Consider the following 23,549-nt stretch of genomic DNA (forward strand, 5'->3'; position numbering starts at 1 on the left):
AATGCTAGGAGGGCGCGGAGGCTGTTAATGCAGCTCATGCAGAGACGGTAGGTTTGTCTCCAAAAGAAATTAAACGCCAGGAGCGTCACAGATGAATGCGTCCCCAACTGATCACTCACGTGAACTCATGGCTGCGGCCGAGGACGTCCTCATCGCCGAGCAATGGGCTTCCATCTCGTTGTTACAGCGCAGACTCAAGCTTGGCTACAGTGTTGCCCGTTCATTGATGAACGCACTCGAGATAAACGGAGTGGTCAGCACCCTGCATGTCCATGGTTTTCGCACCCTTACCCCGACGTATATAAGGAAAACCGAGTCTGCGCCGCCGATGTCAGGGCGTGACAAATATGCTCGCAAGGTTTTTGAGTTGGCACTTTTTCTTTGGGAGACTCACGAGGAAGACGGATATGGCGATACTCGCGCCATTAAACTTCTCTCGCCCGTCGGAGGAGAGGCAGTAAAACAGCGCAACGTTGTATTCAAGGTACTTGATGGTGCACCCCATGCGTCGCTGTTTTGTGCCGCTGGCGCGCTTGCTGGGTGGCTGCTAGAAAACTTTCCCCCTGCTTTGGCGTACGGGGATATCAAGGCCGAGCTTGCGACGTTGTGTGCTGCGCAAGAATGGAGATATCAAAAGGTCACGGATACCGAAGAAAAAATGGAACGATCTTATCTTCGCCTCGCTAGATACATTCGACGGGTATTAACTGAAGAGGCTCCGCCGAATACAAATATATTTATGTATTTCATTTCGGATGACTTCGTTCCTAAAGGGTATGGAAAGAGCGGCCCGGGCAGGGGGGAGCATGTAGTGCCACGAAAATTTTTATTGCACACGGGTGTTGGGCTGTTCAAAGCAGGTTGGCCGATTGAAGGCGTGGCACGCGTACTGAGGAATAGCCTGGCTATCGTACATATCACGCTGGATGAAAGTAAATTTCTGGATGCCAGCAGGATAAACGGCGGCTTGGGGCTCAAAGAGTTGATGCCAGAGGGTTGGCGCATAGGTGTTGACTGTATATACGTGCGTCTTCACAAGGCCGGGATTGCTTTTGATCCGCCAGCGGAACACGGTATATGCACATGTGCCTTGTTGCCTTGTAAATAATGCATCGCCACTCTTTTGCTAGACCTCGCGCACGGCTGTTTTGGGTCGACTGTCGTCTGATGCCAGCGGCAGTAGTCGACCCAGGCTGTGTGAAAACGTCATCGACGAATTGAACAGAGCGTTTCTATGTGAAATCCGTAAATGTTTGGCTGATTGGGCAGAGCTAGATTTTGCGTACAGGCGTGATTTTCGCCCTGTTTCTGGAAGCCCTAAAGGCACTGCTACGTTTTCACACAGCCTGGACCCAAAGCTGACGGTGGCGACAGGCAGAAGTCGGTCAACTGCGGGCACTCAGCCGACCCTGCCGCAATTGCCGGGATTGTGCTGGTGGACGAGCCGGGCATAAGACCTAGTCATAAACGACGCTCCTGTTGTATCCGCGAAATTTTTTTTAAAAGCCATTGAGGTTTATTTTCCAGTTACGGGTTGAAAAAGCAGATCTCAGAGGGCTAAGTAGCTACAAGCGCAGGATGGAGTCATGTACCATCCTCCTAAATTTTGATTCCGACTGAGGTAACTTCGACCAAGGCTCCAATCCCTTTGGCTAACAGACTAACTGCTGCCCCCGGGGTTTGTTGCCCCAGTATTGGCGCGAATAAGCGACTAGCAGCCCCCAAACATTCCAACGACAAAACCGTCACAGCCGACAATGTCGTTAGTATTACCTGGGCCGTGATGGATGTCGTGGTCTATATCATGCGCTTTGCGACCTACCCAGCCGTCTTTCCCAAGTAGATCATTGCTAGGTCCAGGACCTTCGCTGATGTCTTTGAAGGCATTGCTTACCAGTTTGACTACGGTGTTGTTGTCTCCAAAACAGCCATCACCTCCAATCCCTTGGGTCATGCACTTATCCAGTTCGTTTAGTGTCAATTGAGTGCCCACGCAGCCAGCGAATGCATAGGGTTGACCGCCGGTTTGCATCGCGCAAGAAACGAATGCCTGTTGCTCAGGTGAGAGATTACCGCCTGCCGCGCAGACACCCATCTGGGTGTAGCTGCCCCGGTTTTTCAGCACGCAGCCTGTGATTCTTTGTTGCTCGGGGGACAATCGGTCGCCGGCTAGGCAAACACCTGTTTGAACGTAGCTATCGGTATTCGCGGAGACGCAGTTGTAGATACGCTTTTGATCATCAGAAAGACTTGAAAGAGCGGCGCACTCAAGCGTTGCGCGGTAGTCTCCCTTGTGATTAAGGGCGCAGCCCATAAGTCGTTGATCCGATTCATTCAATGTGTTTTGCGAGATGCAACGGGCAAATTTAGTGGTAACGCGATCGGCATTATATTTAGCTGCGCAGTTTGCAATTTCATACTGTTGCTGGGTGAGTCTGTCACGATTGGCGCATATCGCAAAGGCTGCTTTGGTATCAGTTTTATCCCAGCAATTAAGAATTTCTGCTTGCTTCTCCGTTGCCATTCCATGCATCCAGCACCTAGCAAATGATTCGCGCCCTTCCGAAAGCTCGGATTGGCAATTTAATGCAACTGCTTTGGGGTCACTACCCTCGGTGAGAGTAAATGTGTACTGATCAGCGCCATTTAAGTCGATACGTTTGAAGTTTTTGCCTGGACAGTCTGTGTCCACATTTTCATAGTGAAACACTTTATCAGACGTGCAAAAAAATCCAGCGTTTGGGCTGTTCTTTCCGCCCCAAGTGGATTTCTGGCTTTCAGTCTCAGCGAAATAGTAAAAATATCGATTTTGCGGGACACCCAGCCTTAGGGCATTACATTCGCGTGGTTTAAATGTAAACCAACCCTGTGAATACCATTTCTTGTCTTCTTGATAGCCGATCGCAACATAAATTTTGTTAGCCGTATCGTTACACATAAAAACGCCTGCTTGCGCAGACTTATGAAACCCAAGGATGGCGAGCAAAATTACGCCAAAATAGAGCAATTTTGTCATCTTCATCACCCATTCCAATGGCGTCCGTTGTAAAGTTTTAAGGATGCGATAGCCTTTTTGTTGTATCCACTGTCTCATATGGAGACTTATTTGCTGTATCCAAGTGCAACGATTTTTTTCGCATCCAAATCTTATACCGGGACGCAAGCCGGCATTTCAAAAAACAAGAGGCTTTACTGCTTTATATACCGGTTTTGATTTTGATTTTTTGTCGCGTGGCAAATTGGTTAAACTATTAAAAAAACTAGTTGGTGGCTGAAGATAAATCAAATCGCAATTTAGATTTTTTTGCAATATAAATAATTTTAAAATATTGCAAGGGCTAACCATTTTTTTGCTTTGTCGCACGTTACGATTACTAAAAGCAGCTACGCTTTATAGGCTTTCTGCTTCGCGCTCGTTTAATTCATTACTTTTTCAGTGGTCCCGCTCGGCATCCAACGGATGTCCTTCGAGCTCGTATGATGCACGCTATTGGAATCGCTAAACGGTGGCCAGCTCGGTTACTAATCATCCAAACAATACGATAACGGAAGTGCAGCGTTAACTTGGCACCACATCTCAAATTTCGCCGGTAATTCAATGCGATTCAGAGTAGGGGAGCTAGGTATTTACGTCATCACAGCTAGCGGTCGGCATTTGCAGTTGTCATTTACGGAGGAACAGAAACGGCCAGAAGCGGCCCTGATTCGAATGTCCATATATGGACTCCTCCTCGTTGCAAGCCTCCTTTGCTTTGGCGCCCGTGCCGACTGCACACGTATATTCGGCTTCTTACTGCGGCATCGTTTTGATGCTGGGCCATGATGGGCTATTCGCGCGTCAGCTCCCAATCGCTTCTACGTGCTTTACGCACCTGGACATTAAAGGGTTTTGCCGACGCCGGTTCGACCGGTTTGCCATTGCTCGGGTTGCTTCGTAATCGTGGTGTGGGTGCTTCTTTTGGAACGAATGGATCAGGCCGCAGCCCGATCCGCTTGGTAATCAGTGCCGTTGCGCAGCATCGCCCAGGCCATGCGTGCAGTTTTGTTCGCTAATGCGATAGCGGCCACATTGGGATGGGAGCGCTTGGCTAAGCGGACGACCCACTGGCTGAGTCGATCGTCTTTGGACTTGGCTGTACGCAGTGCCGACCGCGCACCGTGGACCATCAACGTTCGCAGATAAGCATCTCCACGTTTGCTGATGCCAAGCAGTCGATCCTTCCCACCAGAGCTGTGTTGCATTGGCGTCAACCCTAGCGAGGCGGCCAGTTGTCGACCATTGGCAAACTGACTGGCGTCACCGATGGCCGCAACAAGTGCGGTGGCAATCATCGGGCCGACGCCACGCAGCTGTTGCAGACGGGCGGCCGCTGGGTCACTTGCCGCGATCGCTGATATCTCGCTATCGAGTTCACTCACGCGCTCATCAAGTGCGCGCAGGTCTTCCCATAAGCCGTTCAGCAGACGACGAAAGCGTGCCGTCAAACCATTATCGGCATCTTCTAGCCAGCACGGTATTGCGCGACGCAGCATCAGTAATTCCTTCGGCGCAACGAGGCCGTACTCGGCGATCAGCCCACGAATCTGATTGGCTTTGGCCGTCCGCTGTTCGATTAAGCCGGCCCGGATGCGATGCGTCGCTTGGATATCCTGTTGTTCGATGGTCTTGACGGCGACGAAGCGCATGCTGGGGCGGCTCATCGCCTCACAGACTGCCTCGGCATCGTTGGCGTCGTTCTTGTTGCTCTTGACGTACGGTTTGACGAACTGAGGCGCGATCAGCCTCACCTGAAATCCGCGTGCCTGTAGCTGCCGCGACCAATGGTGCGCACCGCTACAACTTTCCATGCCGATCTCACAGCCGGGCTCGATCTTCTCCAGCACCGTTTGAAGCCAGCGATCGCGAGGTAAACGCTGCCGCCAGATGGGCTGCTCATGACGATCCACGCCGTGAATCTGAAACACGTTCTTCGCCAGGTCGACCCCAATGCGCATAAGCTTCATGTGTGGACTCCTTCTCACTATTGACTGTGGTTCGCACCTTCAGTCTGGCACTCAAGATGCCGAAGTGAGGAGGAGTCCATCCCATTGCTTCTGGCCGTTTTCTGCCTATCGCGAATGACTGGTTTTGGTTGTTTTCTGCCCGTCGCGAGAGGCAGAAAGCGACCCAAACCGGCCAGAAGCCGCCATTTGACCAGAATGGCGAATAGACTGTGGTGTGGCAAATTGCTATCGTCTTAGCGTAGTTTTTCTCCGAGAACGCAGTTGGTGAGGGCAAAGCTTCAGCCCTAGCAGATGGCTTCGGCGAAAAAATTTGGGCGTGCAAAGTTATTTGGTTTCAGTTTTTTGATCGCTATATTTCATAGTAAAATTTTTTATTGTCAGGGATGAGTATGTTAGAAACCTTATCAATTGCAAATTTCAAAGCATTTTCAGGCAGCCAAAAAATCAAGTTGGCTCCGATAACATTGATATATGGGCCTAATTCCTCAGGGAAAAGCTCAATTATTCATTCTATTATGCTACTAAAGCAATCGCTGACGCGGCCCAATGTGCAAGGCGGCTTGGTTTCTAATGGAGAATTTGTTGATCTAGGCGACTATTCGTCCATGGTTCACGGTCATGAATTAAAACGTGCAATTTCATTCGGCTTTTCATATCTCCCTAATAAAAAACAATCAATTGCTGAGTATGGCTTTGACGTTTTTGGAAAGAACAGAAGAAAAGAGTTTGAATTAGTTTACAACTATGCAGATGGAAAGGTGGACTACAAGGGGTTTTCGTACCTTGATTCAATGTCTGTAAAAGTGAGTAACGAGTCAAATTCGTCTGTCGTTTTTGCAAGCACAGTAAAATCTACGCTCTTGCGTGCTATGGAAATCGAGATGGCAGAGCTTGTTAAACTTGAAAAGCCATCGGAAATAATGAATTCCAAGGATAGGGCTGCGGCAGCAGAGAAAGCCGAAGGTTTGAGGAAGCGGCTTCCAGCAAAAAGGTTAGCTGCATCAAGAACATTTATTTTTGGTGAAGGCGGCTATTCTGCAGCTTATGAATACTTAATTAATCATCCAAATGCAAATTCAAAAGATGCTAATCCAAAAAAAGTATTAGATGCTGTAAACTTCAGAAGTGACTTAAATTACGCTACGCCTTCGATGGCAGTAATGGAGAGTCGAGCGAGCTCAAGTTTCTCAGTTGATAACTTCGTTCAATTGAACTTTGCCTTTAGTAGCCTGGCTTCTGACCTTAAAAACAAGTTTGGTGCTATTACATATCTTGGTCCTCTCAGAAGTCATCCAAGTCGGTTCTATGCCCCTAAGGCAGATCAGGACGAATCAGTCGGCAAGCAAGGTGAAAATGTCGCTAAGTTTATTTATGAACGACCTGAAATGCAGGATGATATAAATTCTTGGTTTACTCAGTTTGAGGTTCCTTATGAGCTCTCATCAGAAAGTATTGGTACGGATGTAACCGGGCCAGTCATTTGCCTTCAACTGAAAGACAAAAGAACTGGAGTTAAAGTAGGCCCCTCGGATGTTGGCTTTGGCATCGGGCAAATGCTTCCTATTTTAGTGGAGGGTTTAGTTAGAGACGATAGTATTATCTGTGTTGAACAACCGGAAATCCACCTGCATCCTAGATTACAAGCGCATCTGGCAAACTTTTTCGTGGCTACATGCAAAAGTAATCAATGGATTGTAGAGACTCACAGCGAGTCGCTTATACTTAGACTTCAAGGGATGATGTCTCAAGGTTTAGTAACGCCAGGACAAGTCACCGTTCTTTATGTGGAACCTACATCTTCTGGTGGTGAGGTAACACAAATCCGGATGGATAGTGAAGGTGATTTCATTGATCCATGGCCTGACGGTTTTTTTGAAGAGAGACTGACGGAAAAATTCAGGGGAAGAAAATGATCTCCGAATTCTCTCTGGATCACGACTTCTTCAGTGCTAGGACATTGAATGACGATGCTAATAGTGCTGCGCACGATTTTATCACTCGTTCTTGGCTAGATGTGGGTGTGTTGGTTCTTCCGCGTGGAGGGATTTCTGACGTATTGAAATTAATTGATACTTTACCTCCGAAATTTCGTCAAAGATGGCTCGAAGCTTTAGAGTACGGCAAAAAATACGAAGTCGATCGTGAGTGGTGGGATTTTTCTGATTACACGGACTTTTCAAAACTTTGTGAATTAAGCTCTGTTTTTAAAACGGCTTTTTCTGAAGAAGCCGCAGGCCTGCAATTGGGTACCCAGGATAGTTATAAACATTTCTGCACCGAAACCAGCTTTGAATTGCTTGCAGCTGGAGTGTGCAGCGAGTCAATAAATATCACGAATTCATTAGGCTTAAGTGAGTCGGAAATACTAGAGTCGGACACCCCGAAACAGGTTTGGGATACCCGATTTGAGGCGCTAGCGCGACACTCCAAGAAAATAACTATTGTAGATCGCTATTTTTTTGAAAATATTCGAAAAGCGGCGTCTCGCGACTCTACAGATGAGGCTATGAAGAATTTCTTTAGTTTTTTATCTAAGATTGATAAGAAATTTAATATTAGGATTATTTCGCACGGCGGCGAAAAGGATAGTGATTTCCATACTGGAGTACATGACGCCTTTTATAAGGGGGTCTTCAAGATACCAGCTTATTGGAAGGCTATAGGAAGCTTGACACTTGTATCAGCAAAAGAGGAGTTTTTTGTAAAGAAATCACATGATAGATTTTTAGGTTTTGATCGGCATATTTGTCAGGTTGGAAATGGCATGAGAGTTTTAGGCTCGATGCCAATTCCAAGCAGTACATTTTTGGCAAAGTTTGATCGAGATGGGGATTTGTCTCGGCGTGAAAGTTTAGCAAGTAGTCGTGATTTCCAACTTTGGCACGAGAGTTTTTAGATTTGTTAGAAGTATCCAAGGAGGGGTTGACCGTCTGCCGTTTGGTGATTTCTATCTGGCATGTCAGGCAACAGCGTCCCAATTTCATTTGATGCTGAACGGCCGCTATTGGTCCAGGCTGTGTAAAAACGCTTTAAGACAAGATTGACAGTCGGAATCGGAACGAAAGTCGCGCTCCTACGCAAATTTCTGGTCTGCTGATTAACCGAGCGCTGGCAGATTTTACGTAGCAACGCAGACTTTAAAACGATGCATGCGTTTTTACATAGCCTGGGCCGATTGCTGTCAGTCACTACTGACCGGTTTGGGTCGATAGCTGCTGATTGATCGTGAATGACAGGTCTCGCTCCCGAGCTACCAGTCATTTGTGTCTATAGAATCAGGGTCAGTTCACTAAGACCGCCGTAGACGCATAATTGCATCCGTAATCGCTTTCGCATTTGTGTCTAGTGTTTCCATGGCCACGACTGCGTTAACTGCAACTCTCTCTACGCCATTCTCTGCAAGCCACTTGGTGATCTCTTCTATTGCCGCACCTAGGGCGTGTTGGTTGTGCACGATTAAGGTCAGAGCATCTGCCGTGGCGATCTTGCATTCTGAGTTGTCTGGCATGACGGCCGTCCTTGATGAGTGGTTCAGGAAGCCTAGTTCATTTCGCTACTGACTAAGGCTGAGTAGGTAATCGCACATATCCCCGCTTGTTCGCCTTAGACCTGACCTTTCTGGCAAAACCGTGAGGGCACGGGCAAAAGTTTCTTCTCGAACAGATGGAAACGTATGTCTGTATATGGACTCCTCCTCATTGCAAGCCCCTTTGCTTTGGCTCCCGCGCCGACTGCACACGTATATTCGGCCTCTAAATACAGCATCGTTTCGATGCAGGGCCATGATGGGCTATTCGCGCGTCAGCTCCCGATTGCTTTTTCGTGCTTTTCGCACTTAGACATTAGAGGGTTTTGCCGACGCCGGTTCGACCGGTTTGCCATCGTTCAGGTTGCTTTGCAATCGTGGTTAAGAGTTGTTTCTCTCGTGGAACACGTCGGGTAAATAGATCAGGCCGCTGCCTGATCCGGTTGGTAATCAGTGCCGTGACGCAGCATCGCCCAAGCCATGCGTGCAGTTTTGTTGGCCAGCGCAATAGCGGCCACATTGGGATGTGATCGCTCGGCTAAACGAACGGCCCACTGGCTGAGTCGATCCTCTTTGGATTTGGCTGTGCGTAGCGCCGAGCGCGCGCCATGCACCATCAATGTTCGCAGATACGCATCACCGCGCTTGCTGATACCGAGCAATCGATCCTTACCACCAGAACTGTGTTGCCTCGGTGTCAGTCCCAGCGAGGCGGCAAACTGTCGGCCATTGGCAAACTGACGGGTATCACCGAGAGCGACGACGAGCGCTGTGGCGATCATTGGGCCGACGCCGCGCAGCTGTTGAAGACGGACGGCGGAGGGCTCGCTTGTCGCGATCGCAGTGATCTCGCCGTCGAGTTTGCATACGCGTTCATCCAGCGCACGAAGGTCGCCCCACAAACCATCCAGCAGACAACGAAAGCGAGCCGTCAAACCGTTATCTGCATCTTCTAGCCAGCACGGTATCGCACGACGCAGCATCAGTAATTCCTTCGGTGCAACGAGGCCGTACTCGGCAACCAGCCCACGGATTTGATTGGCTTTGGCCGTCCGCTGTTCGATTAAGCCGGCCCGGATGCGATGCGTCGCCTGGATATCCTGTTGTTCGATCGTCTTGATGGCGACGAATCGCATGGTGGGACGGCTCATCGCCTCACAGATCGCCTCGGCATCGTTCACGTCGTTCTTGTTGCTTTTGACATAAGGTTTAACGAACTGGGGTGCGATCAGCTTGACTCGAAATCCGCGAGCTTCGAGTTGCCGCGCCCAATGATGGGCGCCACCGTAACTCTCCATGCCGATCTCACAACCAGGTTCGATCTTCTCCAGCACCGTTTGAAGCCATTGATCACGAGACAGACGCTGCCGCCAGACCGGCTTCTCATGGCGATCCACACCGTGGATCTGAAATACGTTCTTGGCCAGGTCGACCCCAATGCGCATAAGCTTCATGTGTGGACTCCTTCTCACTGTTGACTGTGGTTCGCACCTTCAGTCTGGCACTCAAGATGCCGAAGTGAGGAGGAGTCCATCCCATTGCTTTTGGCCGAGAGTGTGTAAAAACGCCTCCGCGAACCCTTGCTATGATTTCTGAGGATTTCATCGCAGGGATCGCCCATGAAGCGCTTTATCCAAGGTGAATATCGAGGCCAAGGCACCTTACTTCCCGAGAGCCTCGACGACTACGTCAGCGATACCAATCCGGTGCGTGTAGTCGACGTCTTCGTCGACGAACTGGACCTGGTCAATCTGGGTTTTGAAGGTGCCATTCCAGCCGATACTGGCCGGCCTGCTTACCACCCCGCGATCTTGCTGAAGATTTACATCTACGGCTATCTCAACCGCATCCAGTCGAGCCGACGTTTGGAGCGAGAAGCTCAACGCAACGTCGAGCTGATGTGGTTGACCGGGCGTTTGATGCCGGATTTCAAGACCATCGCCAACTTCCGAAAAGACAACAGCAAGGCCATCCGAGGCGTCTGTCGCCAGTTCGTTGTGCTGTGTCAGCAATTGGGACTGTTCGGAGAACATCTGGTCGCCATCGACGGCAGCAAATTCAAGGCAGTCAACAACCGCGACCGCAATTTCACCAGCGCCAAACTGAAACGGCGAATGGAAGAAATTGAATCGAGTATCAACCGTTATCTAGCGGCACTCGATGCTGCCGATCGGCAAGAACCAACAGCTTCCGAGCCTAGCGCCGTGCGGCTGGAAGAGAAAATCGCCAAGCTCAAAACGCAAATGAAAGAGCTTCAGGCGATCGAAATCCAGCTCAATGAAACGCCGGACAAACAGGTCTCACTGACCGATCCAGACAGCCGCTCCATGATGACGCGCGGCACGGGAATCGTTGGCTACAACGTGCAGACAGTGGTCGATACGCAGCACCATTTGATCGTTGCGCATGAGGTGACCAACGTCGGCTCCGACCGCGATCAACTCAGCTCGATGGCCAAGCAGGCCCGCGAGGCGATGGCGTCAGATACGTTGTCGGTAGTGGCTGACCGAGGTTACTTCAAAAGTGAACAAATTCTGGCTTGTCACGATGCAGGCATCACCGCCTATGTGCCCAAGCCGATGACCTCTGGAGCCAAGGCTGACGGGCGTTTCAATAACGATGCCTTCATCTATGACGCGGCAAAAAACGAGTACATTTGTCCGGCTGGAGAAACGCTCATTTGGCGCTACAGCAACGTTGAAAAAGGCCTGAAGTTGCATCGTTACTGGAGCTCGAAATGCCAGGGCTGCGCGTTGAAATTGCAGTGCACACCGAGCACGGAACGACGAGTTCGACGCTGGGAGCATGAAGACGTATTGGAGGAGATGCAGCTTCGGCTGAGCAAAGCACCAGAGATGATGCGAGTCGCTAGAAACTATCGCTGCCTTAATTGCAGGTCGGGTTGCCATAAGATCGATTACGAAACCCCGATAAATGACTCGCTCAACGCCGGGTCGGAGCAAAACCGTAACTACCCTTTGACTAAAACGTAGAATTATCGAACGTCAAGATTTTGGTAGCTTGGGCGAAGGTGAAAGCCCACAAGGCGGCAAGGGCAGAGCCAAATTGCCGGGTGCAGAGTGGCTCAGCTGACTACAACGAATTGTTCTAGGGAAGTCGGACTTGGCTACGCTGACACTGGCCCTCAAGGGCGAATACTTCGACGCGATCAAGGCGGGCACCAAGCCTGAAGAATTTCGCCTGCTAACGCCGTATTGGCGTAAGCGCTTGGAAGGCCGAAGCTATGAACGCATCGAGCTGACCAAGGGCTACCCAGCGCGTGGTGATCAACCCCGGCGATTGTCTCTTCCATGGCGCGGATATCGCGTGACTACTATCACTCACCCGCACTTCGGCTCTGAGCCTGTCCTGGTGTTCGCGATCAACGTAAACCTGTAGGAATTTATCCTCTATGGACACTCCGAATTCTGAGGACTTGTTGCCGGAGTTCTCGCGATTGCCTGCCTTGGTCGACGGAGTTCGTTACGTCATCGCCGAGCGTGCCCATGGGGCTGCTGAACATCTGAATATCTACGGTGCGCACCCCGTGTATGTGGCGAAGAACGATTCTTGGCGTTTCCCCAATGGGGATTGTCGCCGCTGTGACGATCGGGACCTGTTGATTTTATCTGACGAATTCCCAGCTGCTGTTGATAGAGCGTGGGACCGCAATCGACTCAGAACCACCGGAATATTCCAAGCCTGAAGTTCGAGGAATAGCTCATTGCTCACTGTCGTGACGGCATGCTGGCCTCATCAGTAACCACATGAGGCCGTAGGCTATGAGCGCAGCAGTTGAGTTTTCACTCATGATTGACGGTGAGCAGATCCAGGGTTGGGTAGTTAAGGATGGGAAGTCATACCGTGCGTATGCGGAATTTCGCGGTGGCCTAATAGATGTCCGTGGTTCCACCAAGGCTAGCGCTGAAAGCAACTGGCGCGAAGAAGCGAACCACAAGGCAAACCAATAGGAAATGTCGCCCAGGTTAACGAAAGCCCCGCCAGTCGGGACCAAAGTTCAACAGACGGACGATCTCGCGCTGGCTCATGTCGTGCAGTTGGCCGATCTGGATCGTGACGCGCTCTTCAACGCTGAGTTCGTGATAAGACATGGCAACACCCTACCGAAGCGGTCAGGTATTGCACTCAGTTTTTGCCACCGCCAACCAATTAAAATCACCGGCCCAGCGCCGGCGTTTTCGTTATCGTCACGCAGCGTACAGCTAGCCCGTCAGGCTCATTGTCCTGGCCGCTATTCACTGCGCAGAGCCACCACCGGATGCAGGCGGGCCGCCCGCAGTGCCGGAGCCAGGCCGGCGAGAATGCCGAGCACCGCCGCCAGCAGCAGCGCCAGCAGCAGAAACAGCGGCTGCAGCGCCAAGGGCAGGCTCGGCATGGCCAGGTGCAGTAGCCCGAGCAGGAGGCCCATCAACAGCAGACCAAGCAGACCACCGGCCAGGGACAGCAGCGTCGCTTCGGCGAGAAACAGCCCGAGCACCTGCCGCGGACTGGCACCAATCGCTCGCAACAGGCCGATTTCCGCCGTGCGCTCGCCCACAGTGGTAGTCATGATAGTGAGAATGCCGACGGCGCCGACCAACAGGGAAATGCCCCCCAAGGCACCGATGGCCAGGCTCAGGGTGCCGAGAACGCGGTTGAAGCTGCGCAGCATGTCGTCCTGGGTGCTCAGACTGAAGTCCTCCACGCCGTGCCGTTCGCCGAGCACCTGGCGAATCTGCCGACTCAACGCACGCGAAGTGGTGCCGGCGCCGAACACCACATGGACTTTGACCACCCCGGTGCGGTTGAACAGGCTTTCGGCCCAATCCACCGGGATGTAGGCGATATCGTCGAGGTTGAAGCCGAGCAACTGGCCCTTCTCCGCCATCACGCCGATCACCCGGAAACGCACGCCGCCGACGCGGATCAGCTCGCCCAGCGGATTGCGTGCACCGAACAGCTCGACACGCAGCTGATGGCCGAGCACCACATAGGGCGGCGAACGACCGTCACGAGCCACGGGCAGGAACTCGCCCAGGCTCAGCTGCATGCGCCAGGCCTGCGCCAGCTGATGGCCGCCACCGAGAATGTCGCTGCGCCGGCTCAGTTGACCGAACTGGATATCCCCGCTGCCCTGAATGATCGGCACCGCCGCCTCGACATGCGGCAAGCGCCGCAGGGCGTCGGTATCACTGATAGTCAGTGGCCGTACGCTGCCGAGCAGACCGCCGAGGCCGCTGGTCTGGGTCTTGCCCGGGCGCACGGTGATGATCCGCGTGCCAAACTGCGAGAAGTTCTCCAGCACATAGCCGCGCACGCCTTCGCCTATGGCCGTGAGCAGCGCCACGGCGGCTATCCCGATCGCTACCCCGAGCAGGGTCAGCAGGCTGCGCAAGGGTCGACAGGTCAGCGCCGAGCTGGTCAGCCGGAAATCATCTTGCCAGCGCATCAGTGCGCTCCCGGCGGGCGCAGCGCCGCCACCGGCTCCAGCGCCGAGGCCCGAGCGGCCGGCAGCCAGGCGAACAGCAGCGCCGTGCCGAGTGCCAGCAGCACCGCGCTAGCCCGCGCCCACCAGGGTGCATAGAGCGGCAGATCGAACGCCAGGCGCCCCAGCCAGAGCAAGGTTTCGGCCAGAAGTAGCCCCGCCAGCGCCCCCGTCAGGGCGAGCAGCGCCGCCTCGCCGAGGAACAGCAGGCGCAGCTGCGCCGCCGTCACACCTATGGCTTTGAGCAGGCCGATCTCGGCGCTGCGCTGGCTCACCGCAATCCAGGTCACGTTCATGATCAGGATGCCTGCCACCAGCAGGCTGATCGCGGCAATCCCGGCCACCGCCAGGGTCAACACCGCGAGTATCTCGTCGAAGGCGCTGAGCAGGCTGTCCTGGCTGATCAGGGTGATGTCTTCCTCACCCTCGTGGCGCTCCTTGAGCGCGGCGAGTATCAGCCGCTTGCTACGGTCGAGAAAGCTCGGACCACGCACCTCGACAAACACCCGCAACAACCCCTCGCGATTGAACAAGGCCTGGGCACTGGCCACCGGGATGATCAACATCTCGGCGAAATCCATCCCCAGGGATTCGCCCCGCTCACCGAGGATGCCGACCACCCGGAAGCGCCGGTCGCCGGCGCGCAACCATTCACCCAGGGCCGGGCGCGCACCGAATAGCTCGCGCCGGAGTTTGCCGCCGATCACGCAGACGGCCTCGGCCTGCTCAGGGTCCAGCGCCGGCAGGGGCTGGCCCTGGACGACCGTCAGTTGGCGAATGGCGAAGAAGTCCCGGGTGGTGCCCAGGGTCAGCACCTCACGATTGCGGTTGCCGACTATCACCTCCATCTGCCCGGCCTGCAGCGGCGCGACCCGGCGGATGCCCGGCAACTGGGTGATGGCCTGGACGTCCTGCAAGGTCAACTCGTGCGGTGTCAGGCCGGTGAGCGGCGGCATGCGCCCCGTGGTTTCCTTGCGGCCCGGGAAAACGATCAGGATGTCGCGCCCGAGTAGCGAGAACTCGTTCAGGACGAAGGCCCGCGCCCCCGCGCCGAGACCGGTGAGCAGATTGACCGCAACCACCCCGATAGCGATGGCCAGCAGCAGCATCAGGCTGCGCGAGCGATGCCCACGCAAGGCGCCGAGCCAGAAGCCCAGGGCATCGGCAGCGCGCATCAGACCAGCGCCCGCTGCGGCGCAGCACTGTGGATCCGCCCGTCACGCATGTGTAACTGGCGCTGCGCGCGGGCGCCCAGGCTGGCGTCGTGGGTCACCACTATCAGGGTCAGGCCCTCGCCGTTGAGCTCCTCCAGCAGGCTGAAGACCTCGGCGCCGGCCTGGCTATCGAGATTGCCGGTGGGCTCGTCGGCCAACAACAGCGCCGGTTGCATGACCATCGCCCGGGCGATGGCGACGCGCTGGCGCTGACCACCGGACAGCTCGGCCGGGCGGTGGGCAATGCGCTCGCCCAGCCCCAGGCGCGCCACCAATTGGCTGCTGCGCTTGTGCCGTTGCGCCGCGCCGATGCCGGCGAGGACCATCGGCAGCTCGATGTTTTCCAGCACCGTCAGCCGTGCGATCAGGTGGTAGGACTGGAACACGAAACCTATCAGTTGGCTGCGCAATTGGGCGCGCCGCGCCTCGCTCAGCGTCGCCGTGGCCTCGCCCTGCAGCCAGTATTCGCCGGCGCTCGGCGCATCGAGCAAACCGAGGATGTTCAGCAGGGTTGACTTGCCCGAGCCCGACGGGCCCATCACCGCCATGTAGTCACCGGCGGCGATGTCCAGATCCAGGCCGTCCAGCCCCATCACCTGCTGCTCGCCCAACTGGAAGCTGCGGCTGCCGCCGCGCAGGCGGATCATTGCTCAGTCTCCGCCGCATCCACCGGGATCACCGCCACGGTGTCCTTGAGCCCTTCCTGCTCGAGGCTGGCGACTATACGCGCGTCCTCGTCCAGCCCTGCGAGCACCTCGGTCCAGCGCCAGTTGCTCAACCCGGTTTGCACCTCCACCTCGCGCAACACCCGGGCGCTCGGATCATATCGCAGCACGCGCTGCCCCTCCAGCAGGGTCTCGGTGGGGATGCGCAAAGCACGTGCGCGCTGCTCCAAGAGGATCTCGACATCGGCGCTATAGCCGGTGAGCAGGACCAGATCGGCCGGCGGCTGGTCGAAGCGCACCTCGACATCGACGGTGCGCGCCTGCTTCTCCAGTTCACGCACATAGGGCGCGATGCGGCTGACGCGGCCGGCGAAATGCTGGCCACGGAAGGCATCAAGGCTGATCCGCACGGCGGTTCCGGGGCGAACCCGGGCAGCGTCCACCTCATCGATCGGCGCCTCGACATACAGGCAGCTGTCGTCGATCAGGTCGACCGCCGGCGGCGTGGGAATACCCGGCGGCGAAGGGGTGACGAACTCGCCGAGTTCGCCGTTGATTTCTGCGACTATGCCGGCGAATGGCGCACGCAGGGTCGTCTGCTCCAGCAGTGAACGCTGCAACTGCAGGCTGGCGTCGGCCTCGCGGATCAGCACGGCACTGGCACTGCACATCAGCTTCGCCAGGTGAGCCTTGGTCTCGGCCTGATCGAGGCGATCGGCGGCAATCAACTTGCGGTCGGCCAGATGGCCCAGGCGATCAAGGTCGCGCCGGTCCAGATGAGCCTGCTGGCAGCGCTGTTCGCGGGCGTTGCGTTGGGCCTCCAGCCGCGCCTCGGCCTCCTGCAGCCGGGCCTGTTGCTCGCCCTGCCGCAGGCGCATGAGCACCTGACCCGGCTGGACCCGCTGGCCCTCGCCGATCAGCAACTCGGCAACCTGGCCGCCGACATTGAAGGACAGATGCGAGCGTCGACAGGACTTCAGCGTACCCGCGCGAGTGTTGGCCACCAGCGTCTCCACTGGCCCCCGCTCAACCTCTAGCAGCCTGACCGGCAACGGCTGTGGTCGACTCAACCAGCCACCCAGCACCACCAGACACGCCAGCATCGACGAGCCAATCAATAATTTGCGCATGGACTGCACCTCCTCCCCACATGGCTTGAGCCTAGGTCAGGAGGGTAAAAGCTCAACGCGAAACGCCATTTATCCGACGATTTTCAGACGAGCGTCAGATAAATGGCGAATGAGATTTATTTCTCTCGCAACTGCTATTCCCCAGCCATGCCAACTCAATAAAATTCCTTGCCGCGGCGACGCTACGACGTCGAAATATCCCCGGAAACTGTGCCACGCTTTGCCCATACCCGAATGTCTTCAAGCGACCCATTGCAGACATTCATGGCAAGCAATTATTAGCCGACTGCGTGCGTGTACTACTGTCGACCTGGCCAAAGTGACAAGGTCAAGCGGGCTACGTCGATTCCCCACTCAGCGTGAAAGGTGAAGTTCCAGGGGGCCTCTAGATCGGCAGCAACCTGGTGTCCAGACTGAGCAGGACATCAACGAGGAGCCTTCATCTCATGAACCTGTCTCGACTCTGGCCCCTGCTGTTGGGCAGCGGTATCACGCTCGGCCTCGGTACTCCTATCGCGAAGGTAGCGGCGCACCACGGCGTGGGTGCACTTTCTTTCGCACTATGGCCCACGCTGGCAGCCGGCCTGCTGCTCGGTGCGATCGGGCTGTTTCGGCAAGGACGTCCTGCCGACCTGCCGCGCCTGGTGCGCTTTGGCAGCGTCGCCGGCCTGTTCGGCCACGCGTTGCCGATGTCCGCAGTGTTCTGGTTGTCTTCGCACGCCGGCGCCGGCTTCGCATCTTTTTCGCTGGCGTTGCCGCCGGTGTTCACGCTGCTGTTCACCTTGCTGCTGGGGCTCGAGCGGTTTGCGCTACGCCGCGGGGTCGCAGTCGGGCTCGGTCTGTCCGGGGCCCTGCTGATGCTCGCCGGCCGCGGTGGTTCCTTCGAGGCCACGCCCGCGCTGCTGGCCATGGCGCTGGCCATTCCCGTCACAATCGGCGCAACTAATATCTACCGCGCGCGTCACATGCCGTCCGACGTCAGCGGCGAGTGGTTGTCGTCGATGACGCTGCTGGCTTCGTCGTCGATGCTTGCGCTCGCAGCCCTTGCTCTGGACTCCATCGTGCCGCCGCTGACAATCCCGGCCCTCGCCTGGCTGGCGCTGCAGACCGCTGTGCTCATTGTTGGCTACCTTTTCTACTTCGCGCTGCAACGGCGGGCCGAACCGGTGACCTTCAGCTTCATCGGCTACGTGATGATGCTGCCTGGGGTGACGATCGGAACCTTTGCCTTCGGCGAGCGACTGCCGTGGAAGGTGTGGCCCGCGGCCGCACTGGTGCTCGCGGCGCTGCTTCTGCTGCAGCGGCCGGCGCGGGCCGCCATGCCACTTGCGGTCCACCGTGACCAGGGGGCGTCGGTATGAGTCTCTTCGAGATCCGCCGCAGTGCAGAGCGCGGCACGATGCGCACCGACTGGCTCGACGCGCGCTTCAGCTTCAGCTTCGACAACTATGTCAGTCCGCATCGCATGCGCTTCGGCCCGCTGTTGGCGCTCAACGACGACCGCGTGCAGCCGGGCACCGGCTTCCCGATGCACCCGCACCACGACCTCGAAATCGTCATGCTGCCGCGCAGCGGCGCCGTCGAGCATCGCGACAACCAGGGCCGCGAGATGTTGGTACATCCCGGCGAATTGCAGTGGATGCGCGCTGGAAGCGGCATCCGCCATCGGCAGTGGAACATCTCATCGCACGAGGTCGACCACCATTTCCAGCTCTGGTTCGCGCCGTCTACCACTGGTCTTGAGCCAGCCGTCGAACGGCTCGCGTACCAGACGCCCACACCCGGCGCCTGGCGCACCCTCGTGTCGCCGCAGCCGCAGGACGGTGCGCTGGACATTGGCGTCGACGTGGTGCTCGCCCTTGGCCGCGCCGAACCGGGCCAGACGCTCGAGATACCGGCACGAATCACGGGCGGTCTCTACCTGCACTTGATGCAGGGGCGCATCGAAGTGCACGGCACCGGCCTCGGCCGCGTCGCCCTCCAGGACGGCGACGCAATCGTGTTCTTCAACGGCGCGCCTCAGTTGCAGCTGCAGACGTCGGCGTCGGCCGAACTCCTGCGTTTCGACACGGCAGCGGTCGACCCGCGAACCGGCCTGATCGCGTCCCCATCCCTCCATTCGAGCATTTGAAGGAGCCCGGTCATGCCCCGCATCGTCGTCCTCTACTGGTCCTGGCGGCACGCCCACGACTCAACAGCGCTCGCCGGTGGGCAATTGCAAGGCCACCACATGGTGCTGCCAGTCATGTTGGCGTTCGCCCTCGACTACACTTTCATCATCGTGTCGATGCAATGGCAAGGCATGTGGTGGCGGGGCACTTACCGCGAGAGATTCATGGACAGACACTTGGCTCTGCAATGCTTCTGTCGCGTTGTCGAGACGGGCGGGTTCGCCGCAGCGGCACGCGATCTCGACTACTCGCCATCGATGGTGAACAAGTACATCGTGCATCTCGAGGAGTGGACAGGCAGCCGCTTGCTCGCTCGTACCACGCGACGCATGCAGCTCACCGAGGCCGGTGAGCAATTCTACGCGTACTGCCGACGCGTGCTGGACGACACCGAATGCACGCTGGGTGAGATCCGTGCGGCCCGCGGTGAGCTCTCCGGCCGGCTGGTACTGGCGGTGCCGGTGTCGCTCACGCTGGCCTTCCTCAACGACCATCTGCATGCCTTTCAGTCGGCCTACCCGGGCATCGAGCTCGAGCTGAGGTTATCGGACCGGCCCGTCGACCTGGTACGCGACGGCATTGATGTAGCGCTGCGCGGCCAGGCGCAGCTCGATGACTCCTCGCTGATCGCGGTGCCGCTGATGGTGATAGAGCGTTCCGTGGCCGCGGCACCGGACTACTGGCGCCAATATGGCAAGCCCGAACATCCGTCGGGACTGGCGTGCCACAACTGCCTGCCCTATCTGCTCGGCAGCGACGCCACGCGCTGGCACTTCGACGGGCCTGGCGGCCCACAGACCGTGGATATTCGTGGCAACTTCCGCGCGGACAATAGCCTGATGTTGATCGATGCAATGCTGCGGGGCGTGGGCGTTGGACTGGTTCCCCGAGTGATGATGCGGACCGAAATCTCCGAGGGTCGGCTGGAGACAGCGCTGGACGATTGGCGAGCAGAGCCGCGCAAGATGTTTGCCATATACCCGAGTCGTGAGCACCTGCCGGAGCGGGTCCGTACGCTGTTGCACTTCCTGAAGGAGCGGCTGGCCGGGGCGGGCGATTTAGCTCAGGCCGTTGCTCGCTAAGGCAACCTCTCATTGCAACCGGCCCAGCGCCAACTCGCGTGACGTCACCACAAACTTCGACGCAGTCTTTGATTACTGGGCATATCCGTTCTCTGCATAGACGCCAAATGCAATTCCAACTGCCTGAGTATTTTCCACGTGGATTCAGGCGCCAATTCACCACCTGTAGGAGTATTAAGATGTATACAAAGATGCTTGTCGCCGTCGCGTCCACTTTGCTGGCCACCGCAACCTTCGCTGCCGGTGTGAAGTCCGTATCGCGGCTCGCATTCGGCCCCGATAACATTCTCTTTGTTGCCGACTGGAAAGGCGCCCAGGTGCATGCGCTGGCGCTGTCTGCGCCTGTGCCCAGGAAGGGCGAAGGGACCTTCAACATCGTGGACCTGGAGACGTTGCTGTCCAAGTCACTGGGCGCCGGCAAGGTCAAGGTTGAAGACATGGCAGCGCGCCCGGGCTCGGGCGAGGTTTACCTGGCAGTGAGCGTCGGGGCGAACAATACACCGGCGCTTGTCGCAGTCACTGCCGACCAGAAGGTTCGCAAGCTCAACCTTGCGAGCATGAAATCGACGACGGTGACGCTGAACAATCCAAACAACTCCAAGGTCGAGTTCTGGAAGGAAACACCGGAGCGCAGCTTCACCGTCACTGACATGAAATGGAACAACGGCGAGTTGTTCGTTGCGGGCCTGTCGAACCAGGACTTCGCGTCGACGCTACGTCGCATTCCGTACCCGTTCACCGACAAACAAACGATGACGTCGGTGGAGATCTACCACACCACGCATAATCAGATTGAAACGCGCGCACCCATTCGCGCGCTATCGTTCGCCACACTCGGCGGAAAGCCTTACGTCGTCGCCGCCTATGTTTGCACGCCGCTCGTGACTATCCCGCTCGAGGACCTGAAGGACGGTGCGCACATCAGGGGCAAAGCTATCGCAGAACTGGGCTACGGCAACACGCCCGCGGACATGATCTCGTACAGCGCCAAGGACGCGAGCGGCAAGCCGCAAGACATGCTGATGCTGCTGAACTACCACCGCTCGGGCAACATCATCCCGGTCAACGAAATCCAAGCTGCGAATGAGAAGCCCGGCATCGACAAGCCCGTTCCTGCCGGTGAAATCATTGGCGTGCAGGAGACTCCGGCACCGTTGGTGGGGGCCACCCGTATCGACAACCTCGACGACCAGTTCTTCATCGTCGTGCGCCGTGCGCTGGAGACTGATGCCCTACAGTTGGTGTCGTTCGACAAAGCCATGTTGTTCCGGCTAACCGATTTCGTTTCCGAGTACGACTTTCCGCAATACCGCTACAACAACGTCGAGTTCCAGCTTAAGAACTTCAAGCCTGCCCATGACATCCTGATGAAGCAGGAAGGGTTCCCCGAACTCATCGGCACGCATGAGTGAGGTCGGTATGACGAATGCGTTGCGCACTTTGTGCGCGTTGGCCCTGTGGACTGCGGTCGGTGCTCAGGCGGTCGCGGCTCAACTAGTGCCTGTTACCGTTCAACCGTCCGGACCGGAGGTGCCAGCGAACCTGCTGCGCATCTCCCTGGTGTTCCCACAGCCGGTTGGCGAGCAGGTCCTGCCTCGGTTGGAACTGCGTCAGGCCAACGGTAATGTTATCGACAAGCCATTCTTCGAGCAGGAGCTTTGGTCCCCCAGCGGCAAGATCTTGACGGTGCTTCTGCATCCTGGGCGGGTGAAGAGCGGGCTTATCGCCCATGACACCGTCGGACCTGTGCTCCACGCCGACGGAGTGGTTGTGTTGATGTTGGACGGTCAGGAAATCAAGCGCTGGAAGGTGGGTTCGGACGACCACGATGGCCCGCGCCCGTCTGGCTGGAACGTCGGAAGCGTGCATGCAGGAACACGCGAGCCGCTGGTGGTGGAGTTGGACGCGCCCATCGACGGTCGAGATGTCGACTACCTTGCGGTTGCGAACTCGAGTAATCGCCGAGTCCGGGGACGCGCTCGCCTGGAAGTTGGCGAAAAAAGATGGACCTTTACACCTGACGTTCCCTGGGCTGATTCGCGGTACACGCTGGCGGTCTTCGGCAACCTTGAAGATCCTTCCGGCAACCGGTTGAACGGACACTTCGAGTCGCCCGGCACTGCACCTGAGCCGACTACAGCTGACGTCTACATCCCTTTAACGATTAACCGAGCGTTGGTGAAGCGTCAGCAGCACCCTTAGAGCGCGGTTAGAGGAGTTGCTGGACGTTAGGCGGAACAATCAAGCGCGTTTTACACGGCCATAAAAGCAGAACCCCCACAGGACGGGGGTGACGCTGGAGAGTCTGGGCACACTCCAGACCGAAGTGAACGTCGTCGAGAAACAGGAATGCGCCACAGCCCGCGACAGGACAGGCTGCCGGTTTCGCGGATGGCTTCCAACAGCGCTAGGTCTTCAATCGACAACATGTTCTAAATCCTCGAACGAGTAGGCCAGAAATCTGGTGCGTCATTCGAATGGTATCGGCAGATGATCACTCTCAATCCGCAACCAATCATGGGCGGACCTACTGATCACTACCGAGGGTTGCACCATGACTGACATTACCCGCGTTGCCGTCGTTTACCACAGTGGCTATGGTCACACCGCCAAACAGGCTGAGGCCGTTGCTAAAGGCGCAAGCACTGTTGCTGGTACCGAAGCCTTGCTGATCAGTGTTGACGATATCGACCAATACTGGGAAACCCTGGAAGGTGTTGACGCAATCATCTTTGGCTCTCCAACCTACATGGGTAGCGCTTCCGCCCAGTTCAAAGGCTTCATGGACGCGACCTCGCGGACTGTCTTCGCAAAGGGTGGCGTATGGGGCAACAAGATTGCGGCAGGTTTTACCAATGCCGCCTCCCGTTCCGGTGACAAACTGGCAACCTTGCAGCAACTGTCGATCTTCGCCGCGCAGCACGGCATGCACTGGATCAACTTGGGTCTTCCACCGGGTCACAACAGCACCAAAACCACGGAAGACATGCTGAACCGCCACAGCTTCTGGCTCGGTGCAGCAGCCCAGTCTGATGCGGACGTCAGTGCTGAATTCGGTCCACCGAAAGCTGACCTGCTGACCGCCGAACACCTCGGTGCCCGTGTGGCAAAGGTAGCCCGTCAGATGGCTGCGGGTCGTCACGCTGTGGAGTGATCCCCCGACGAGTGATTAACCGCCGATGTATGATGGCTCATCACCCAGTGAGTGCGATCGTACATCGGTTTTTTTGTTGGTTTTTCTCGGCCAGAAATGCCTCGATTTTCGGCACGAT

19 protein-coding genes and 2 pseudogenes are annotated in these 23,549 nt (G+C 56.3%); 12 read left to right on the forward strand and 9 right to left on the reverse strand.

Going from position 1 to position 23,549, the window contains the following annotated elements:
- The first annotated feature begins 91 nt into the window (after window positions 1-91).
- On the forward strand, window positions 92-1,108 hold the full coding sequence (locus ACYZTL_RS00625; protein WP_461950115.1) for a DNA translocase FtsK: 1,017 nt from the start codon (window positions 92-94) through the stop codon (window positions 1,106-1,108).
- A 603-nt stretch (window positions 1,109-1,711) separates the two neighbouring features.
- Here ACYZTL_RS00625 and ACYZTL_RS00630 read toward each other — a convergent pair.
- Window positions 1,712-3,022: a DUF1036 domain-containing protein gene (locus ACYZTL_RS00630; protein ID WP_461950116.1), complete on the reverse strand. Its 1,311-nt coding sequence runs from the start codon at window positions 3,020-3,022 to the stop codon at window positions 1,712-1,714.
- Window positions 3,023-3,972: 950 nt separating this feature from the next.
- On the reverse strand, window positions 3,973-5,004 hold the full coding sequence (locus ACYZTL_RS00635) for an IS110 family RNA-guided transposase (RefSeq protein ID WP_461950117.1): 1,032 nt from the start codon (window positions 5,002-5,004) through the stop codon (window positions 3,973-3,975).
- A 389-nt stretch (window positions 5,005-5,393) separates the two neighbouring features.
- Here ACYZTL_RS00635 and ACYZTL_RS00640 point away from each other — a divergent pair, with 389 nt between their 5' ends.
- Together ACYZTL_RS00640 and ACYZTL_RS00645 are read left to right on the forward strand one after the other, a co-directional pair.
- Window positions 5,394-6,917 (forward strand): AAA family ATPase, encoded by a 1,524-nt coding sequence (locus tag ACYZTL_RS00640; protein WP_461950118.1) that lies wholly within the window; start codon window positions 5,394-5,396, stop codon window positions 6,915-6,917.
- Window positions 6,914-7,900: a hypothetical protein gene (locus ACYZTL_RS00645; RefSeq protein ID WP_461950119.1), complete on the forward strand. Its 987-nt coding sequence runs from the start codon at window positions 6,914-6,916 to the stop codon at window positions 7,898-7,900. The genes ACYZTL_RS00640 and ACYZTL_RS00645 overlap by 4 nt, the downstream gene beginning before the upstream one ends.
- A 393-nt stretch (window positions 7,901-8,293) precedes the next feature.
- Here ACYZTL_RS00645 and ACYZTL_RS00650 read toward each other — a convergent pair whose 3' ends face one another.
- Window positions 8,294-8,512 carry a hypothetical protein gene (locus tag ACYZTL_RS00650; RefSeq protein WP_461950120.1) on the reverse strand — a complete coding sequence of 73 codons (219 nt, stop codon included), beginning with the start codon at window positions 8,510-8,512 and terminating at the stop codon, window positions 8,294-8,296.
- A 440-nt stretch (window positions 8,513-8,952) separates the two neighbouring features.
- A complete protein-coding gene (locus ACYZTL_RS00655) occupies window positions 8,953-9,984 on the reverse strand; it encodes an IS110 family RNA-guided transposase (RefSeq protein WP_461950121.1) in 1,032 nt (343 codons plus the stop codon).
- A 165-nt stretch (window positions 9,985-10,149) separates the two neighbouring features.
- Here ACYZTL_RS00655 and ACYZTL_RS00660 point away from each other — a divergent pair.
- The 3 genes and pseudogenes from ACYZTL_RS00660 to ACYZTL_RS00670 all read left to right on the forward strand — a co-directional run.
- Window positions 10,150-11,403: pseudogene (locus ACYZTL_RS00660) on the forward strand (IS1182 family transposase); the annotation flags it as partial.
- A 250-nt stretch (window positions 11,404-11,653) separates the two neighbouring features.
- Window positions 11,654-11,929 carry an ASCH domain-containing protein gene (locus ACYZTL_RS00665; RefSeq protein WP_461950122.1) on the forward strand — a complete coding sequence of 92 codons (276 nt, stop codon included), beginning with the start codon at window positions 11,654-11,656 and terminating at the stop codon, window positions 11,927-11,929.
- A gap of 13 nt (window positions 11,930-11,942) precedes the next feature.
- Window positions 11,943-12,236: a hypothetical protein gene (locus ACYZTL_RS00670; RefSeq protein WP_461950123.1), complete on the forward strand. Its 294-nt coding sequence runs from the start codon at window positions 11,943-11,945 to the stop codon at window positions 12,234-12,236.
- Window positions 12,237-12,537: 301 nt separating this feature from the next.
- Here the strand turns inward: ACYZTL_RS00670 and ACYZTL_RS00675 are convergent.
- From ACYZTL_RS00675 to ACYZTL_RS00695, 5 genes and pseudogenes are all read right to left on the reverse strand, one after another.
- Window positions 12,538-12,642, reverse strand: a pseudogene (locus tag ACYZTL_RS00675) (helix-turn-helix domain-containing protein); the annotation flags it as partial.
- 140 nt (window positions 12,643-12,782) lie between these two features.
- Entirely contained in the window at window positions 12,783-13,979 is a 1,197-nt protein-coding gene (locus tag ACYZTL_RS00680) for an ABC transporter permease (RefSeq protein ID WP_461950124.1), read from the reverse strand.
- Entirely contained in the window at window positions 13,979-15,190 is a 1,212-nt protein-coding gene (locus ACYZTL_RS00685) for an ABC transporter permease (RefSeq protein ID WP_461950125.1), read from the reverse strand. Before ACYZTL_RS00685 ends, ACYZTL_RS00680 begins: the two co-directional genes overlap by 1 nt.
- On the reverse strand, window positions 15,190-15,876 hold the full coding sequence (locus ACYZTL_RS00690) for an ABC transporter ATP-binding protein (protein ID WP_461950126.1): 687 nt from the start codon (window positions 15,874-15,876) through the stop codon (window positions 15,190-15,192). Before ACYZTL_RS00690 ends, ACYZTL_RS00685 begins: the two co-directional genes overlap by 1 nt.
- Window positions 15,873-17,024 carry an efflux RND transporter periplasmic adaptor subunit gene (locus ACYZTL_RS00695; RefSeq protein WP_461950127.1) on the reverse strand — a complete coding sequence of 384 codons (1,152 nt, stop codon included), beginning with the start codon at window positions 17,022-17,024 and terminating at the stop codon, window positions 15,873-15,875. The genes ACYZTL_RS00690 and ACYZTL_RS00695 overlap by 4 nt, the downstream gene beginning before the upstream one ends.
- A 446-nt stretch (window positions 17,025-17,470) precedes the next feature.
- On the opposite strand from ACYZTL_RS00695, the gene ACYZTL_RS00700 reads away from it, so the two are divergent.
- The 6 genes from ACYZTL_RS00700 to ACYZTL_RS00725 all read left to right on the forward strand — a co-directional run bounded on the left by ACYZTL_RS00700 (window position 17,471) and on the right by ACYZTL_RS00725 (window position 23,431).
- Complete coding sequence (locus ACYZTL_RS00700; protein WP_461950128.1) at window positions 17,471-18,385, forward strand: DMT family transporter; 915 nt, start codon at window positions 17,471-17,473, stop codon at window positions 18,383-18,385.
- Entirely contained in the window at window positions 18,382-19,155 is a 774-nt protein-coding gene (locus ACYZTL_RS00705) for a pirin family protein (protein ID WP_461950129.1), read from the forward strand. Before ACYZTL_RS00700 ends, ACYZTL_RS00705 begins: the two co-directional genes overlap by 4 nt.
- Before the next feature lie 12 nt (window positions 19,156-19,167).
- Window positions 19,168-20,277, forward strand: a complete 1,110-nt coding sequence (locus tag ACYZTL_RS00710; protein ID WP_461950130.1) for a LysR family transcriptional regulator — start codon at window positions 19,168-19,170, stop codon at window positions 20,275-20,277.
- 179 nt (window positions 20,278-20,456) lie between these two features.
- Window positions 20,457-21,689, forward strand: coding sequence for a hypothetical protein (locus tag ACYZTL_RS00715; RefSeq protein WP_461950131.1), 1,233 nt, complete (start codon window positions 20,457-20,459; stop codon window positions 21,687-21,689).
- 7 nt (window positions 21,690-21,696) lie between these two features.
- Window positions 21,697-22,479, forward strand: a complete 783-nt coding sequence (locus ACYZTL_RS00720) for an Ig-like domain-containing protein (protein WP_461950132.1) — start codon at window positions 21,697-21,699, stop codon at window positions 22,477-22,479.
- 361 nt (window positions 22,480-22,840) lie between these two features.
- Entirely contained in the window at window positions 22,841-23,431 is a 591-nt protein-coding gene (locus ACYZTL_RS00725; RefSeq protein ID WP_461954227.1) for a flavodoxin family protein, read from the forward strand.
- The last annotated feature ends 118 nt before the right edge of the window (window positions 23,432-23,549 follow it).

This window comes from Pseudomonas sp. LB3P81, from assembly GCF_054897965.1.

Excerpts from the sequence above, each read along its gene's own strand:
- ACYZTL_RS00625 (WP_461950115.1), top strand. The coding sequence starts at position 92 with ATGAATGCGTCCCCAACTGATCACTCACGTGAACTCATGGCTGCGGCC.
- ACYZTL_RS00630 (WP_461950116.1), bottom strand. The coding sequence starts at position 3,022 with ATGAAGATGACAAAATTGCTCTATTTTGGCGTAATTTTGCTCGCCATC.
- ACYZTL_RS00635 (WP_461950117.1), bottom strand. The coding sequence starts at position 5,004 with ATGAAGCTTATGCGCATTGGGGTCGACCTGGCGAAGAACGTGTTTCAG.
- ACYZTL_RS00640 (WP_461950118.1), top strand. The coding sequence starts at position 5,394 with ATGTTAGAAACCTTATCAATTGCAAATTTCAAAGCATTTTCAGGCAGC.
- ACYZTL_RS00645 (WP_461950119.1), top strand. The coding sequence starts at position 6,914 with ATGATCTCCGAATTCTCTCTGGATCACGACTTCTTCAGTGCTAGGACA.
- ACYZTL_RS00650 (WP_461950120.1), bottom strand. The coding sequence starts at position 8,512 with ATGCCAGACAACTCAGAATGCAAGATCGCCACGGCAGATGCTCTGACC.
- ACYZTL_RS00655 (WP_461950121.1), bottom strand. The coding sequence starts at position 9,984 with ATGAAGCTTATGCGCATTGGGGTCGACCTGGCCAAGAACGTATTTCAG.
- ACYZTL_RS00670 (WP_461950123.1), top strand. The coding sequence starts at position 11,943 with ATGGACACTCCGAATTCTGAGGACTTGTTGCCGGAGTTCTCGCGATTG.
- ACYZTL_RS00680 (WP_461950124.1), bottom strand. The coding sequence starts at position 13,979 with ATGCGCTGGCAAGATGATTTCCGGCTGACCAGCTCGGCGCTGACCTGT.
- ACYZTL_RS00685 (WP_461950125.1), bottom strand. The coding sequence starts at position 15,190 with ATGCGCGCTGCCGATGCCCTGGGCTTCTGGCTCGGCGCCTTGCGTGGG.
- ACYZTL_RS00690 (WP_461950126.1), bottom strand. The coding sequence starts at position 15,876 with ATGATCCGCCTGCGCGGCGGCAGCCGCAGCTTCCAGTTGGGCGAGCAG.
- ACYZTL_RS00695 (WP_461950127.1), bottom strand. The coding sequence starts at position 17,024 with ATGCGCAAATTATTGATTGGCTCGTCGATGCTGGCGTGTCTGGTGGTG.
- ACYZTL_RS00700 (WP_461950128.1), top strand. The coding sequence starts at position 17,471 with ATGAACCTGTCTCGACTCTGGCCCCTGCTGTTGGGCAGCGGTATCACG.
- ACYZTL_RS00705 (WP_461950129.1), top strand. The coding sequence starts at position 18,382 with ATGAGTCTCTTCGAGATCCGCCGCAGTGCAGAGCGCGGCACGATGCGC.
- ACYZTL_RS00710 (WP_461950130.1), top strand. The coding sequence starts at position 19,168 with ATGCCCCGCATCGTCGTCCTCTACTGGTCCTGGCGGCACGCCCACGAC.
- ACYZTL_RS00715 (WP_461950131.1), top strand. The coding sequence starts at position 20,457 with ATGTATACAAAGATGCTTGTCGCCGTCGCGTCCACTTTGCTGGCCACC.
- ACYZTL_RS00720 (WP_461950132.1), top strand. The coding sequence starts at position 21,697 with ATGACGAATGCGTTGCGCACTTTGTGCGCGTTGGCCCTGTGGACTGCG.